Annotated in this window: 15 protein-coding genes; 10 read left to right on the forward strand and 5 right to left on the reverse strand. The window is 66.2% G+C overall.

Going from position 1 to position 15,105, the window contains the following annotated elements; translation table 11 throughout:
- Positions 1-325 precede the first annotated feature (325 nt).
- The 7 genes from OKW44_RS30295 to OKW44_RS30325 all read left to right on the forward strand — a co-directional run bounded on the left by OKW44_RS30295 (position 326) and on the right by OKW44_RS30325 (position 9,556).
- Positions 326-871 (forward strand): DUF2844 domain-containing protein, encoded by a 546-nt coding sequence (locus tag OKW44_RS30295; RefSeq protein WP_018418780.1) that lies wholly within the window; start codon positions 326-328, stop codon positions 869-871.
- Between the two features lie 14 nt (positions 872-885).
- On the forward strand, positions 886-2,208 hold the full coding sequence (locus OKW44_RS30300; RefSeq protein ID WP_026225510.1) for a DUF3443 domain-containing protein: 1,323 nt from the start codon (positions 886-888) through the stop codon (positions 2,206-2,208).
- A 175-nt stretch (positions 2,209-2,383) separates the two neighbouring features.
- Complete coding sequence (flhB, locus tag OKW44_RS30305; RefSeq protein WP_018418778.1) at positions 2,384-3,619, forward strand: flagellar biosynthesis protein FlhB; 1,236 nt, start codon at positions 2,384-2,386, stop codon at positions 3,617-3,619.
- The gene (gene flhA / locus OKW44_RS30310) at positions 3,616-5,718 is read left to right on the forward strand and encodes a flagellar biosynthesis protein FlhA (RefSeq protein ID WP_018418777.1); all 2,103 of its coding nucleotides are present in this window, start codon (positions 3,616-3,618) and stop codon (positions 5,716-5,718) included. Before flhB ends, flhA begins: the two co-directional genes overlap by 4 nt.
- A 249-nt stretch (positions 5,719-5,967) precedes the next feature.
- Positions 5,968-7,929, forward strand: a complete 1,962-nt coding sequence (flhF, locus tag OKW44_RS30315) for a flagellar biosynthesis GTPase FlhF (RefSeq protein ID WP_018418776.1) — start codon at positions 5,968-5,970, stop codon at positions 7,927-7,929.
- Positions 7,922-8,791, forward strand: a complete 870-nt coding sequence (locus OKW44_RS30320) for a MinD/ParA family ATP-binding protein (protein WP_018418775.1) — start codon at positions 7,922-7,924, stop codon at positions 8,789-8,791. Before flhF ends, OKW44_RS30320 begins: the two co-directional genes overlap by 8 nt.
- Before the next feature lie 30 nt (positions 8,792-8,821).
- Complete coding sequence (locus OKW44_RS30325; protein ID WP_018418774.1) at positions 8,822-9,556, forward strand: RNA polymerase sigma factor FliA; 735 nt, start codon at positions 8,822-8,824, stop codon at positions 9,554-9,556.
- Between the two features lie 93 nt (positions 9,557-9,649).
- Here OKW44_RS30325 and OKW44_RS30330 read toward each other — a convergent pair whose 3' ends face one another.
- From OKW44_RS30330 to flgA, 5 genes are all read right to left on the reverse strand, one after another.
- The gene (locus OKW44_RS30330; protein WP_018418773.1) at positions 9,650-10,060 is read right to left on the reverse strand and encodes a type II toxin-antitoxin system HicB family antitoxin; all 411 of its coding nucleotides are present in this window, start codon (positions 10,058-10,060) and stop codon (positions 9,650-9,652) included.
- Positions 10,057-10,239 (reverse strand): type II toxin-antitoxin system HicA family toxin, encoded by a 183-nt coding sequence (locus tag OKW44_RS30335; protein WP_018418772.1) that lies wholly within the window; start codon positions 10,237-10,239, stop codon positions 10,057-10,059. Before OKW44_RS30335 ends, OKW44_RS30330 begins: the two co-directional genes overlap by 4 nt.
- 291 nt (positions 10,240-10,530) lie before the next feature.
- The gene (locus OKW44_RS30340; protein ID WP_018418771.1) at positions 10,531-10,977 is read right to left on the reverse strand and encodes a flagella synthesis protein FlgN; all 447 of its coding nucleotides are present in this window, start codon (positions 10,975-10,977) and stop codon (positions 10,531-10,533) included.
- A 94-nt stretch (positions 10,978-11,071) separates the two neighbouring features.
- Positions 11,072-11,431, reverse strand: coding sequence for a flagellar biosynthesis anti-sigma factor FlgM (flgM, locus tag OKW44_RS30345; protein WP_018418770.1), 360 nt, complete (start codon positions 11,429-11,431; stop codon positions 11,072-11,074).
- Between the two features lie 177 nt (positions 11,432-11,608).
- Positions 11,609-13,084 (reverse strand): flagellar basal body P-ring formation chaperone FlgA, encoded by a 1,476-nt coding sequence (flgA, locus tag OKW44_RS30350; protein WP_018418769.1) that lies wholly within the window; start codon positions 13,082-13,084, stop codon positions 11,609-11,611.
- Positions 13,085-13,302: 218 nt separating this feature from the next.
- Here flgA and flgB point away from each other — a divergent pair, with 218 nt between their 5' ends.
- The 3 genes from flgB to OKW44_RS30365 all read left to right on the forward strand — a co-directional run bounded on the left by flgB (position 13,303) and on the right by OKW44_RS30365 (position 15,103).
- Complete coding sequence (gene flgB / locus OKW44_RS30355) at positions 13,303-13,803, forward strand: flagellar basal body rod protein FlgB (protein ID WP_018418768.1); 501 nt, start codon at positions 13,303-13,305, stop codon at positions 13,801-13,803.
- Positions 13,804-13,932: 129 nt separating this feature from the next.
- Entirely contained in the window at positions 13,933-14,358 is a 426-nt protein-coding gene (flgC, locus tag OKW44_RS30360) for a flagellar basal body rod protein FlgC (protein ID WP_026225509.1), read from the forward strand.
- A gap of 10 nt (positions 14,359-14,368) precedes the next feature.
- A complete protein-coding gene (locus OKW44_RS30365) occupies positions 14,369-15,103 on the forward strand; it encodes a flagellar hook assembly protein FlgD (protein ID WP_018418766.1) in 735 nt (244 codons plus the stop codon).
- The last annotated feature ends 2 nt before the right edge of the window (positions 15,104-15,105 follow it).

Here is a 15,105-nt window from a genome sequence, read left to right on the forward strand (position 1 = left end):
CCGGCAGGCGTGCCGGGCTGCTGGCTTCTCCGCGATTCGCGCCAAACACGCGTTCAATGCGCGCCGAGTACCCATCTTCCGTCCGGTTTCCTGTTAGAAATAGGCGGGTAAGTCGCGCGCGCGGGCGCGCCTTGCGCCGCTGAAAGAATCCGCAGGCATACTACGAGGTCAAAGCGGTACGGCACCCGGCTAGCGCGACGCCGGGCGGTCGCGCGGTGAGGCGGCCCCCCTCAGCGTTGCGGCCGCGGCGGTGCCGTATCATCTGCCTATAAGCGGCCGCTTCGCCCAATCGGCGAAGCGTTCCGCGGCTCGGGAGGAGCTTCTCATGTGGAGTCGTATTGGTCGCGTCGGAGTCACGGCGCTCGTGTTGCCGTGTTCGTTGTTGGCCCTGACGGCCGCGCAGTCCGCCCATGCGGCGCTGGGCAGCGCGCCGCTTACCCCCCCATCCGACGCCTCGGTGTCGTCCCGCGTGGTGCAGCCCGCCAGCGGCGCGGCGCAAAGTGTCATGCGTTCTGAATCGAGCGCGGCATCGTCCACATCCACCACATCCGCTTTCTACACGGTACGCGAGACCACGTTCGGCAACGGCACCGTGGTGCGCGAATATCTGAGCACGAGCGGCGCGGTATTCGGCATTTCGTGGCATGGTCCGCAAATGCCCGATCTCAGTGATCTGCTCGGCAGTTATTTTCCGCAGTACGTGGCCGGCGTGAAGGCAGTTCGGGCCGCGCGCGGCAATGCGCGGGGGCCGGTCGCCGTCGACGACAGCGGGCTGGTGGTGCGTTCGGGCGGCCACATGGGCGCGTTCAGCGGCGTCGCGTGGCTGCCGTCCGCGCTGCCGGCCGGCGTCAGCGGTTCCGACATCCAGTAACGGCGAGGACCACGATGCGAACCATGCTCACGACCGCGAATATCAAAAGCTGGATGCAGGCCGCGCTTGCCGTGCTGCTCACGGCGACGCTCGTCGCCTGCGGCGGAGGCGGCGGCGGTAGCGACAACAACTCGAGTTCCAACAATGGCAACAACACCTCGAACGGACTGAACGGCGGTTCGCTGCCGGCCAGCCCGACCCAGCAGCCGATCTCCGCGAACGCGTCGAACACCGTGCCGATCACGGTCGGCCGGGGCGCGGCCGGTGTCATCAACATCCCGACCGTCAGCGTGACGATCTGCGCGCCGGGCTCGACCAGCAACTGCCAGACGATCGACAATATCCAGGTCGACACCGGCTCGTTCGGCTTGCGCGTGGTCAGCTCCACGCTCAATTCGACGGTGCTCGGCGCACTGCCGGTCAGCACGATTGGCAGCAACGGCGCGCAGCTCGCCGAGTGCGCGACGTTCGCGGACGGTTACACGTGGGGCTCGGTGCGCACCGCGATCGTGACGATCGGCGGTGAAACGACGACCAGCAGCATCCCGCTGCAGATCATCGGTGACAAGGCGGCGAGTACGGTGCCCACGCCCGGCTGCGGGAATGGCTCGGCGCAGAACACGGTGAGCGATCTCGGCGCGAATGGCATTCTCGGCATCGGCACCGCGCTGAACGATTGCGGCGCGACGTGCGCGGACCCGACCAAGGCGGCGATCTACAGCAACTATTTCGCCTGTCCGAACGGCACGTCGTGCACGCGCACCGCGGTGCCGCTGACGCAACAGGTCGCCAACCCTGTCGCGAAATTCCCGCTCGACAACAACGGCGTGATCGTGCAGATGGCACCGGTCTCGAACACCGGCCAGGCGTCGGCGACCGGCACGCTGGTGTTCGGCATCGGCACGCAGGGGAACAACCCGCTTGGCGCTGCGCAGGTCTTCACGACCGACGCATTCGGCGACCTCAACAACAGCACCTTCAACGGCAAGACCGTCCAGGCGTTCCTCGATTCCGGCTCGAACGCGTACTTCTTCAGCGATAGCACGCTCACGCTGTGCGCCAGCCAATTCGCGGGCTTCTATTGTCCGTCGTCGGCGCAGACCCGCACGATCACGCTGGTCGGGTTGAACAACGTGTCGGCGGTCGCGAGCATCGGCATCGTGAACGCGCAGACGCTGTTCGCCAACGGCAGCAACTACGCGTTCAATACTCTCGCCGGCCAGATTGGCGGCAACGCCAGCTTCGACCTCGGTCTGCCGTTCTTCTACGGCCGCCACGTGTACTACCAACTCGATCAGACCGCGAGCGGCGGCCCCGCCCCCTTCGTCGGCTACTGAAGCCGCACGTCGATCCAATGCCGGACGGCGCGCGTGACAAACGCGCGGGCCGTCCGCTCATCCGTCGAAATACCCCGGTTTCTCCGCCCTTATCCGCCGATCGGCGCTTGCGTCGAGCAGGAATAATCGCTCTCACTGGAAAGAGGCGCCGTGCCTCGGCCGACTGGAGAGCTTTGTGGCAGAGGACAGCGACCTCGAAAAAACCGAATCCGCCACCCCTCGGCGCCTGCAGAAGGCGCGCGAGGAGGGGCAGATCGTGCGTTCGCGGGAACTGTCGACCTTCGCGCTACTCGCGGCCGGGTTCTACGGCGTATGGGGCATGTCGGGTAGCATCGGCGAGCATTTGCAGAACATGCTGCGTGCGTCGCTCACCTTCAACCACGCGAGCGCGTTCGACACCAGCCGCATGCTGATCGGCGCGGGCACAGCGGGTCGCGAAGGACTCTACGCGCTCGTGCCGATACTCGGCGTCACCGGACTTGCCGCGCTGCTCGCACCGATGGCGCTGGGCGGCTGGCAGCTGTCGGGGAAAGCGCTCGAGCCTAAGTTCAACCGGCTGAACCCGATCGAGGGCCTCGGCCGCATGTTTTCGATCAACGGACCGATCCAGCTCGGCATGTCGCTCGCGAAGACGCTGGTGGTGGGGTTGATCGGCGGCACGGCGATCTGGAATCGCCACGAGCAATTCCTCGCGCTCGCGACGCAGCCGCTCAATCTCGCGCTCGCCAACTCCGTGCATCTGATCGCGGTCTGCTGCGGCATGACGGTGGCCGGCATGTTCGCGGTGGCCGCGCTCGACGTGCCGTACCAGCTGTGGTCGTTCCACAAGAAGTTGCGCATGACGAAGGAAGAAGTGAAGCGTGAGCATCGCGAGAGCGAAGGCGATCCGCACATCAAGGGCAAGATTCGCCAGCAGCAGCGCGCGATCGCGCGGCGCCGCATGATGGCCCAAGTGCCGAAGGCCGACGTGGTCGTGACGAACCCGACGCACTTCGCGGTCGCGCTGCAATACACGGATGGCGAGATGCGCGCGCCGAAGGTGGTCGCGAAGGGCGTGAACCTCGTGGCCGCGCGGATTCGCGAGATCGCCACCGAAAACAACGTGCCGCTGCTCGAAGCGCCGCCGCTCGCGCGTGCGCTCTATCACAACGTCGATCTGAATCGCGAGATTCCGGGGCCGCTCTATGGCGCGGTCGCGGAAGTGCTCGCGTGGGTCTATCAGCTGCGCCGCTTCAAGGCCGAAGGCGGCGACGTGCCGGTCGCGCCGACCGAACTCGACGTGCCGCCCGAACTCGACAAGGGCGGCGTATCGGACGAGGACGCCGCCGAGGAAGCCGCCAACACGCTGAACCCGACCGACGACAGCCCCAACGACGCCACTAGCGGCGACAACAACGGAGCCTCCGCATGAACGCTCGCGCCGGTTTCCTCGCCCGACGGCCGGATGCGCTGAGCAGCACCAACCTGCGCGCCCTCGCCGGGCCGGTGCTGATCTGCATGATCCTCGGCATGATGATTCTGCCGTTGCCGCCGTTCCTGCTGGATCTGCTGTTCACGTTCAACATCGCGCTGTCGGTGATGGTGCTGCTCGTCAGCATGTACACGATGAAGCCGCTCGACTTCGCCGCGTTCCCGAGCGTGCTGCTGTTCTCGACGCTGCTGCGGCTGTCGCTGAACGTCGCCTCGACGCGGGTCGTGCTGCTCGAAGGCCATACCGGTCCCGATGCGGCCGGTCAGGTGATCGAATCGTTCGGCCACTTCCTCGTGGGCGGCAACTTCGCGGTTGGTATCGTCGTATTCGTGATCCTGATGGTGATCAACTTCATGGTGATCACCAAGGGCGCCGGGCGGATCGCCGAAGTGTCCGCGCGCTTCACGCTCGACGCGATGCCCGGCAAGCAGATGGCGATCGACGCCGATCTGAACGCCGGCCTCATCAACGAAGAGCAGGCTCGCACGCGGCGCAAGGAGATCTCGCAGGAAGCCGAGTTCTACGGCTCGATGGACGGTGCGAGCAAGTTCGTGCGAGGCGATGCGGTCGCCGGCCTCCTGATCATGGTGATCAACATCATCGGCGGGCTGATCGTCGGGATGGTCCAGCACGACATGAGTTTTGCCGCGGCGGGCAAGAACTACACGCTGCTGACGATCGGCGACGGCCTCGTCGCGCAGATTCCGTCGCTGGTGATTTCGACGGCGGCCGGCGTGATCGTCTCGCGCGTCGCGACCAACGAGGACATCGGCACGCAGCTGACCGGCCAGCTGTTCGCGAACCCGCGCGTGCTGATGATCACCGGCTGCATTCTCGTGCTGATGGGCCTGATCCCGGGCATGCCGCACTTCGCGTTCCTGATTCTCGGCGGCGGCCTGATCCAGCTCGGCCGCACGATAAAGAAGCGCACCGAGGAGCGCAAGAACGCACCGGCGCTCGTCGACGTCGCGCCGGCCGCGCTGGCGCCGGTCGAAAACGCCGAGGCGAGCTGGGACGACGTGACGATGATCGACACGCTCGGCCTCGAAGTCGGCTACCGGCTGATTCCGCTCGTCGACAAGAACTCGGACGGCGAGCTGCTCAAGCGGATCAAGAGCATCCGCAAGAAGTTCGCGCAGGAAATCGGCTTCTTGCCGCCGGTCATTCATATCCGCGACAACCTCGAATTGCGGCCGAACGGCTATCGGATCGCGTTGAAGGGCGTCGAGGTCGGCTCGGGCGAGGCGTATCCGGGCCAGTGGCTCGCGATCAACCCGGGCCAGGTATCGGCCGCGCTGCCGGGCACGCCGACCCATGACCCGGCGTTCGGCCTGCCCGCCATCTGGATCGACACGAATCTGCGCGAACAGGCGCAGGTATACGGCTACACGGTCGTCGATTCGAGCACGGTGGTCGCGACGCACCTGAATCACCTCGTCGTCACGCACGCGTCGGAGCTGCTCGGCCGCCGCGAAGTGCAGTCGCTGGTCGAGCGGATGCAGAAGGACACGGCGTCGCTCGTCGACGATCTGGTGCCGAAGATGCTGCCGCTCACCACGCTGCAAAAGGTGCTGCAGAACCTGCTCGAAGAAGGCGTGCCGATTCGCGACATGCGCACGATCCTCGAAGCGCTCGCCGAACACGCGACCAAGCTCACCGACCCGCACGACCTCACCGCCGCGGTGCGGCTCGCGCTGGGCCGCGCGATCACGCAGCAGTGGTTCCCCGGCACCGCCGACATGCAGGTGATGGGCCTCGACGCGAACCTCGAACGGGTGCTGTCGCAGGCGCTATCGACCGGACCGAACCCGGGCCTCGAACCGGGTCTCGCGAACACGCTGCTCACCGAAACGCAGAAAGCGATGACGCGTCAGCAGAACCTGGGCCTCGCTCCGGTGCTGCTGGTGCAGCACGCACTGCGGCCGATGCTCGCGCGCTTCCTGCGCCGCAGCCTGCCGCAGCTGAAGGTGCTCTCGTATGCGGAAGTGCCCGATACGCGCAACGTCAAGGTGGTCAATCTGATCGGCGCGCACGGCTGACGAAGGTCGCTCGCTCGCGGCTGTCGATACAACGCAAACCGGCGCTCCAATGGGGCGCCGGGTTTGCGTTTGCACGGCTCTCCCAGGCTCGTCGAACGATGCGTCTGCGGTGTGTCCATCGCGCGAATTACCCACCTTTAACGGTCTTTATCCATCGATCGTCGCCCGACGCCTTTCGCAATAATTGATCGCAATGGGAAGCGGTGTATTGCCGGTCCGTCAGTCCGTATACCTCATCGGGGGTCCAGCTTGAACATTCGTAAATTTGTCGGTGCTACCAGTCGCGACGCGCTGCGTCTCGTTCGCGAAGCACTTGGCTCCGATGCGGTCGTGCTGTCGAATCGCACGATGGACGACGGCAGCGTCGAAATCGTCGCGCTCGCCGATAGCGATCTCGCCGCGATCACGCCGAAAGCGCACGAAGGCGCGCAGGCCGCGGCGCTCGGCACGGGCTCAGGTGCGGCATCGACGCTAGCGCCGCGCGGCTTGTTCGCGGCGCCGACGAATCCGTACGCGAGCGCAATGCCGGACGTGTTTTCGTCGGTGTTCGGCGCGAGCCCGGAAGCGGGTGGTGAAGCGACGCCGGCGATCGAGCCGGCGAATGCGGCTGCGGATTTCATGGCCGCCGCGTTGCCCGGCAATCCGCCAATCGCCCCGGCGATGCTGGGCACGACCGGCGCGTCCGCGGCCATCGCGGCAGGCGCCGCGCCCGCCGTGAGCCAGTCGGCCTCCAGCGCGGCCACATCGTTCAACGCACCGGCCACCGGCGCCGCTGCCGCCACGCCTTCCGGTGCGAGCGCCCGCGCCGCGGCCGCGCGCCTGTCGAAAGACATCCGCGCGGATTTGCTGAAAACTGCCGGCGGGCCGGTACCGCCGGCTATCGCATCGAGCGAAGCCGCCGCGCCGCGCACGATGGCCGAGTCGAATCCGTGGCTCATCGATCACGCGCGCCGCATCGCGGCCGAGCAGCAGCAACAAAGCGGCCAATACAGCGCGCGTCCCGCCGCGATGACGCCCGCCGTCGCGACGGCCAAAGGCCTCGGCAGCGCGGTCGACGCGCGGCCGGCCGCCGTGCCGCCGCTGATCGACACGCCCGACTGGGCGCGCGAAGCCGCCGAAGTCGCTGCGCGCCGCGCCGCTCAGAAGATCGCACCCGTGCCGTCCGCTACTGACGAAAGCCGCACGCCGTCCGCCGTCGCCGAAGCGATCAAGGGGCGCATGGAGCAGGTCGTCAAGGACACCGTGATGAACGAGCTGTCGTCGATGCGCGACATGATGGAAGAGCACTTCGCGGGTCTGCTGTGGGGCGATCGACAGCGCCGCACTCCCGCACGCGCCGCGCTCACCAAGCATCTGTTCGCCGCCGGCTTTTCCGCGCAGCTCGTGCAGATGCTGGTCGACAACATGCCCGAAGATGTCGACACGATGGACGGCGGCATGGACTGGGTGCGCTCGGTGCTCGAGTCGAACCTGCCGGTGATGGAGGACGAAGACGCGCTGATGGAGCGCGGCGGCGTATTCGCGCTGATGGGGCCGACCGGCGTCGGCAAGACGACGACCACCGCGAAGCTCGCAGCGCGCTGCGTGATGCGCTTCGGCGCGAGCAAGGTGGCGCTGCTGACGACCGACAGCTACCGCATCGGCGGTCATGAACAACTGCGCATCTTCGGCAAGATTCTCGGCGTTTCGGTGCATGCGGTGAAGGACAGCGCCGATCTGCAGCTCGCGCTCTCGGAATTGCGCAACAAGCACATCGTGCTGATCGACACGATCGGTATGAGCCAGCGCGACCGGCTCGTGTCCGACCAGATCGCGATGCTAAGCCGCGCCGGCCAGCCGGTGCAGCGTCTGTTGCTGCTCAACGCGACGAGCCACGGCGACACGCTGAACGAAGTCGTGCAGGCGTATCAGCGCGCGCCGGACCAGCAGCCGCTCGCCGGCTGCATTCTGACCAAGCTCGACGAAGCGACCAACCTCGGCGGCGTGCTCGATACGGTGATCCGCTACAAGCTGCCGGTGCATTACGTATCGACCGGACAGAAGGTGCCGGAGAACCTTTACGTCGCGACGAAAAAATTCCTGATCAAGAGCACCTTCTGCATTCCGCGCGACAACTCGCCGTTCGTGCCGCACGACGACGACATCCCCGCTTTGCTGTCCTCGCTGTCCGCACGTTCGACGGCCGAGCTGCACGAGGTTCGCTTTGGATAAGTTCATTTCAGATCAAGCCGAAGGGTTGCGGCGGCTCCTCGCGCGCGGCGGCGCGCGCGTGATCGCGTTGGCGGCTGCGTCGTCGGGCGTCGGCAATACGACCGTGGCGGTCAACCTCGCCGCCGCGCTCGCACAGCAGGGCAAGGACGTGCTGGTGATCGACGAATGCGTCGGTGAGAAATCGGTGAGCGCGATGCTTGGCGGCTTGCGCGGCGCGGGCAACTTCGCGGCGGTGATGCGCGGCGAGAGCCCGGTCGATTTCGCCGCCGCGCGTCACGCGCTCGGCTTTTCGGTGCTGTCCGCCTCGCGCAACAACCGCGAGGGGCATACGGAGGCCGAACTCAGTGCGCTGCTCGGCGGTTCGGCCGATATCGTGCTGATCGACGCGCAGCTCGACGACGAAGGGCATCTGTCGCCGCTCGCGAAGCAGGCGCATGACGTGATGATCGTCGCGCGCATGTCGGGCGAAGCGATCACCGAGGCCTATGCGTGCATCAAGCGTTTGCATTACGCGCACGCGATCGCGCAGTTGCGCGTGCTCGCGAATCACGTGCAAAGCGCCAACGACGCGCAAGCCGCGTTCGCGAATCTCGCCGGCGTGGCCGGCCGTTACCTGACCGTCGCGTTGGAAAACGCCGGCTGCATTGCGGCCGACGTGCGCATCGCACGGGCACTCGAGCTGTCGCGCTGCGTGGTCGACGCGTTTCCGTCGACACCGGCCGCGCGCGACTTCCGCCATCTCGCCGCCGAATTGCAGTACTGGCCGATGCGGCCAGCGATGTCGTCGCAAACGCCCTGGCGGGCGCCTGCGACAGTTACAGCGGCGCACCACGCCGACCAACCGTCCGCGCATCACGCTTAAAACGCGTGCACGAAGGACAAGGGGAGCACGATGTACAACGCTCAGGGAAAGATTTCTCAGGCCGAAGTTTTGACGAAGTACGCACCGCTCGTGCGTCGACTCGGCTTGCAGCTTGTCGCGAAAATGCCGGCGAGCGTCGATCTCGACGACCTGATCCAGGCCGGCATGATCGGTTTGCTGGATGCCGCCGGCCGCTACAAGGAAGACCAGGGCGCGCAGTTCGAGACCTATGCCAGCCAGCGGATTCGCGGCGCGATGCTCGACGAGCTGCGCAGCAACGACTGGCTGCCGCGCAGCCTGCGCCGCACGTCGCGCGAAGTGGAATCAGCGGTGCACAAGGTGGAGCAGAACCTCGGCCGCTCGGCGAGCGAGGCGGAGGTCGCCGAGCACCTGCAAATGCCGCTCGAGGAATATCAGTCGATGCTGCAGGACCTGCATGGCAGCCAGCTGATCTATTACGAAGACTTCGACCGCTCAGCCGACGACGAACCTTTTCTGGACCGCTACTGCGTCGATCATTCCGACCCGCTCTCGGCGCTGCTCGACGACAGCCTGCGCTCGGCGCTCATCGAAGCGATCGACCGCTTGCCGGAGCGCGAGAAGCTGCTGATGTCGCTGTACTACGAGCGCGGCATGAATCTGCGCGAGATCGGCGCGGTGATGGAAGTCAGCGAATCGCGCGTGTGCCAGTTGCACAGCCAGGCCGTGGCACGCCTGCGCACCCGACTGCGCGAAATGGCCTGGGCGAACGCCGAAACGAACTGACGCCACCGCGGCGCAGCACGCCGTCTTTCAAGCGCTGCTTTCAAATGCGGCGGTGCGCCGATGCCGATGCGCGCCTGTGCCGCCTACCGTTGCTCAGGCGTTCGCCATCTCATGCTCGGCGGCGAGCGCGAGAAACGCCGAGCGCGACATACCGCGCGCCTGCGCATACGCGTCGATCTCCTGCACCAGCACTTCGGGCAGCGAGATGTTGATGCGAACCGCCTTCTTCAACGCCGGAATATTGCGCGTCGTCACGAAACCCCATGTGAACCCCGCGAACTCGGGATCGCGCCGATGCTCGCCCAGCGTGAGAGGCTCGGGCAACGGGAGCCCTTCGTCGAGCAAGGTTTCGAGATGCGATTCGATTGCCTCTTTCGCGTTCACATACGCTTGTTCGAGTGTGTCGCCCGCGGAGTAGCAACCTGGAATATCGGGCACCACGACGCCGAACGCGTGCGTGCTGTCTCCGGGTTCGATGGCGATCGGAAAGATCAGATGCTTCATTTGAGTCCCGCCTGTTTCAGAATGCTGTTCAGCGTGCCGGCCGGCAAATCTTTTTTCGGATGCGGGACGGTCACGAGCCCCCGTTTTCCCGGGTGCCTGAAATGATGGTGACTGCCCGCTATGCGAACGAGCTGCCAGCCGTTCGCTTGAATCAATTTGACGACCTCGGCACTGTTCATACATCATACCCTCCATTATACACACGCCTACACAAACTCACGAGCAAACAAGATTCCGCCCGCCGGATTGCGGCCACGTCGAAGCCGCGGCGTTGGCGAAAGCTCGAACGAAGTCACCATTTCAACGTGACGAGATGGACTAGCGCCAGCTAGCCGAACGGCTAACGCAGCGCGGAACGGACAAGGAAGTGGGTGGAAAAGCGGCGGCGGAAAACGAAAAAGCCCGTCATCGACGGGCTTTTTCATTCATTTCGTATATTGCTGCGATTGCAGGTCGGGCAGGCGGGCCGATCAAAGTCCCGAATAAGCCGGAACTCGTCCATCCGGTCCGTACAGATTCGTCTTGCGCGGCACGTTGACTTGCAGCGCCTTTAGCGCGCGCTCGTTGTAGTCCATCCGCACGCGGATCAGCTCGCCGTTGTTGGTATTGACGCGCCGCGCGCGATCCGCGGCTTTCTGCAGCAGCTTCCATTGCGTCGCGACGCGCGCGTCGGTGCTGGCCGCGAGCTCCATGCCGGACCAGCCGGTCGGAAAGCCTAGTTCGGCCAGATGCGAGTCGCGCGCGGCTTCGAGCCTCGCGAGCACGCCGATCAGCTCGGTTTTCTTCTCCACGATCGCGGGCAACTGCTCCAGCGGCGAGACCGCCGTCAGCGCTTTGGTTTCGAGAGTGAGGATGGAGGCGAATGCCTCGACGGTCGAATATTCTTCGATCAGGGTAGCAACGAGGGCGTCTTTCATATCAACAACTCGCTACGCAGACTGGCTCGCGAACAGCGCGCGAACCGGGTTGGTCGGACGCCGCCCGGCAGATCACCGCACGGCGAAATGCCGATCAGTTGCCGGTCGACGAGGTTTTGTTCTGCAACAGGTCGCGCGCCGTCTGCAGCACGCCGTCGGCGATCTTGCCGGAGTCGATCTGCAGTGTGCCGTCCTTGATCGCCTGTTTGATCGACTCGACGTGCGCCGTGTCGATGTCGGCCGAGCCGGAGGCCGCGAGGCTGCGCAAATGCTGCGACAGACCCGACAGGCTCACGCTCGTGTCGCCCGACGCGCTGCTCGCGGCCGGCGCGGCCGTGCTCGTCGCGCCCTGCGTGGTGCTGGCTGCCGGCGTGGCTTCGTCGCCCTGCTGCGAACGGGACAAAGCGTCTTTCAACGACGGCAGATTTGAAGAGGTGGTGGGATCGACTTTCACGATTGGCTTCCCTAACGATTTGATCCTGATAACGGCAACCGCTGATCAAAACTTTAGCGCAATCGCTCGACACCCGGCTCGCCGCCAGGTGGCCATCTACCCCTTTCAATCTCCGTCCGTCTGGCCTGGCCACCGGGGGGCCGACCGTTTCGACGGTGCTCGTTGCCGCCAGCCCGCTCACATCTGGATCTCCACCGTGCCGCCGTCCTTGACGATGCCGGAGATGATCTGGCCGTTGGCGGTCTTCACGCGCACCTGCTGGCCCGGCGACGCGTTGTTCATCGCGCTGCCCTCGGACGAGATCGAGAAACCGTCGCCGGCCGCGATGACCCGCACGGTCTGGCCGAACACCACCGCCGACGCGCTCTTCAGCATGTCGCGGCGCAGCGGCATGCCGCCCGCGATCCGCGCGAGCGAGACCGAGCCGACCGCCTGCGACGGGTCGGTGACGATCGCCTGCGGCAGGCCGGTCAGGTCGCCTTCGCGCGCGACGAGGTCGGCGGCCGTGAGCACTTCGCCCGGCGCCATCGCGCGGGCGGCGAGGTAGTAGGTCGCATGCAGCGAGATGCGCGCCTGCAGATAGATGGTCCACGGTCGCTCGCCCGCGCAGCGCACGCCGACCGTCAGCCGGCCCCACAGGCGCGCGCCGGTCGGCATGAACGGTTCGAGCGACGTGCACGCGGCGAGGCCGCGCGGAAACGCGGGCGCGACAGTGATGTCGGCTTTGCCGGGCAGGCCGACGGCCTGCTGTTGCAGGAACGCGAGCGCGCTCGCGTGAATCGCTTCCGGGTCCTGCTGGCCCGGCAGCGGCGCGGCTTGCGCAGCCGCCGCGGCGGTAGCGGTCTGCGGCGTTCTCTGTGCAATGACGGCCGCCGGTTGGCGCGAGCCAGGCGACGCCGCGGGCGCTCTCGCGATGCCGGGATGCGCCGCCTGCGCCGCAGCGGCCGCGATCGGCTTGCCATTCGCGCCGAACACGGGTGGCTCGCCGCGCGCGGCGAGACTGTCGAAACCGTCGCCTTGCGGCGCACTGGCCGCGACCACGCGCTGATTCGCGACGCTGGCGGCAGGGCCCGCTTGGACATTGACGCGCGCGACGCCCGACGCCCCAGTGCTGGCCGCCGGCGGAATCGTCACGACGCCGTTGGCGTCCGGTTTGAAGTTGGTGCGGATGATTGCCGGCGCGGCGGCTGCGGGCTCGCCCGCGCCCGGAATGACGATCGCGCCGCTTGCGCTCGCGGCGCGCCCGAACGTATCGGTGTCGCGCGAGCCGCTCGCGCGGCCGAGCGACTGTGCGGTCGCCGCAGCGAGCGACGCCGCCGACGCGCTGCGCTGCGCCGGCGTCTGAATCCGTTGCGCGAGATCGTTCAGCGCGGCGGGATTTTTCTCGGCGGGCCCGGCAATCACGATCGGGCCGCCCGCATCCTGCGCCTGGGTCGTAGCCGGCAGCAACACGATGCCGCCCGCAACCCATACCGCGACGTTGACGGCCACCCGCGTCAGGCAATGCGCAAGGCAAGGCGAGAAAGAGCGCGGCACCGGCTGGGCGAGCGCGCCCGCCGAACCATCGACACGTTCATCGACCCGGCCACCTCCCACGCGGCGCATCGTCGTGCCGCTCGCCGGCTGCGGCAAGGTGTTGGTGGGCTGGTCCATCGCGGGTCTCCATCGAATGCATCGGTACGCCTTGCATTCTAGTGAGCCCCCCTTTCGCGCAAACGTTGAATAGAAGCCCCCTTTCCCGGTTATTCGTCCGATTGCCGCTTGCGCGCGGCCCATAAGATGCATCACATGCAAAAAGGCCTTCGCACCCGCCGCGTGTCTCTCACGATGCGCACACGGGACGGCCTTGGAAACGTTCTCGGGAGATTCCGATGCTGGACAAGCTCGATGCCGAATTCGCATTCGGCCGGCAGGCGATGGATGTGCGCGCATACCGGCAGGAACTGCTGTCGTCGAATATCGCGAACGCCGACACGCCCGGCTACAAGGCGCGCGATATCGACTTCGCGTCGTCGCTGGCCGGCGCGCTGAAGAAGACGGGCGGCAGCACCGCGGGCCAAGGCGCATCGAACAGCTCGACGCTCGCGATGACGCAACCCGCGGGCGTGACGAGCGGCATGTCGATGAACACGACCGAGGCCGGCCACATGAGCGGCAAGGCCACACTGACGGCGACGGGCGGTAGCCCCGACGATTACGGCAACCTGCAATACCGGATCCCGGTGCAGCCGGCGCTCGATGGCAACACGGTCGACGTCGACACCGAGCGCGTGCAGTTCGCCGACAACACGGTGCACTTCGAGTCGGGTATGACGGTCGTGTCGAACCAGATCAAGACGATGCTGTCGGCGATCACGTCGGGCTCGTCGTAAGCCCGGCCCGCCGTACGGCACGCAAGCAGAGCGCACAGCAGCTGAATACAGGCAGCATGCACGCACGAACAGAAACGCTACGGGACTTAACGTAAAGCCGGTGCGAACCGGCAGGAGAGGTCAGGAAACATGCCATCCCTGATGAATATTTTTGGTGTCGCGGGCTCCGCGATGTCGGCGCAGTCGGAGCGGCTCAACGTGACGGCGTCGAACCTCGCCAACGCGGACAGCACGACGGGCCCCGACGGTCAGCCGTACAAGGCCAAGCAGGTCGTGTTCGCGGTGAGCCCGCTCGGCGGCGCGCGCACACGCTCCGGCCAGCAGGTCGGCGGCGTGCAGGTGACCGGAGTGGTCGACGATCCGTCGCCGATGAAGACCGCGTACGAGCCCGGCAATCCGGCCGCCGACGCGAACGGCTACGTGACGCTGCCCAACGTCGACCCGGTGCAGGAGATGGTCAACATGATCTCGGCCTCGCGCTCGTACCAGGCCAACGTCGAAACGCTGAACACCGCCAAAACCCTGATGCTGAAAACGCTCACGATCGGAACCTGAGGAGAGAGCCTTGACCACCAACACCACGATCGGCGGCAGCGGCACGACCGTTTCGCAGACGCTGCTGGACACGATGAACGGCACGAGCAGCAGCTCGAGCGCGACCAGCTCGACGAGCAGCACGTCGAGCAGTTCGTCGGGCACTTCGGCGGCGGACCTGCAGAACACCTTTCTGGAGCTGCTCGTCGCGCAAATGAAGAACCAGGACCCGACCAATCCGATGGACAGCTCGCAGATGACCTCGCAGCTCGCCCAGATCAGCACGGTGCAGGGCATCAGCCAGCTCAATACGTCGCTCACCTCGCTGTCGACGCAGCTGTCGGCGGGCCAGCAGTCGCAGGCCGCGCTGCTGATCGGTTCGACCGTGCTGGCACCGGGCAACTCGATCACCGTGGCGAGCGGCAAGACGAACGAGTTCGGCGTCACGCTCGCGAACTCCGTCAGCGACCTGCAGATCGTCGTGAAGAACTCGGCCGGCACGATCGTCAACACGCTCGATCTCGGCAAGCAGTCGGCCGGCACGATTCCGGTTGGCTGGACGCCGACCGATTCGGCGGGCAACACGCTCCCCGACGGCACCTACACGATCACCGCGACAGGCACGATCAACGGCCAGCAGGCGACGGCTACCACGCTCACCGGCGCGACGGTGGAAAGCGTCGTCCAGCAGAGCAGCGGCACGCCGGGCCTCGTGCTGTCGAACGGCTCGACGGTCGACCTGACCGGCGTCGCGGCGATCCTGTAGTC

The organism is Paraburkholderia lebeckiae (assembly GCF_050436325.1).
Classification (GTDB): Bacteria; Pseudomonadota; Gammaproteobacteria; order Burkholderiales; family Burkholderiaceae; genus Paraburkholderia; species Paraburkholderia tuberum.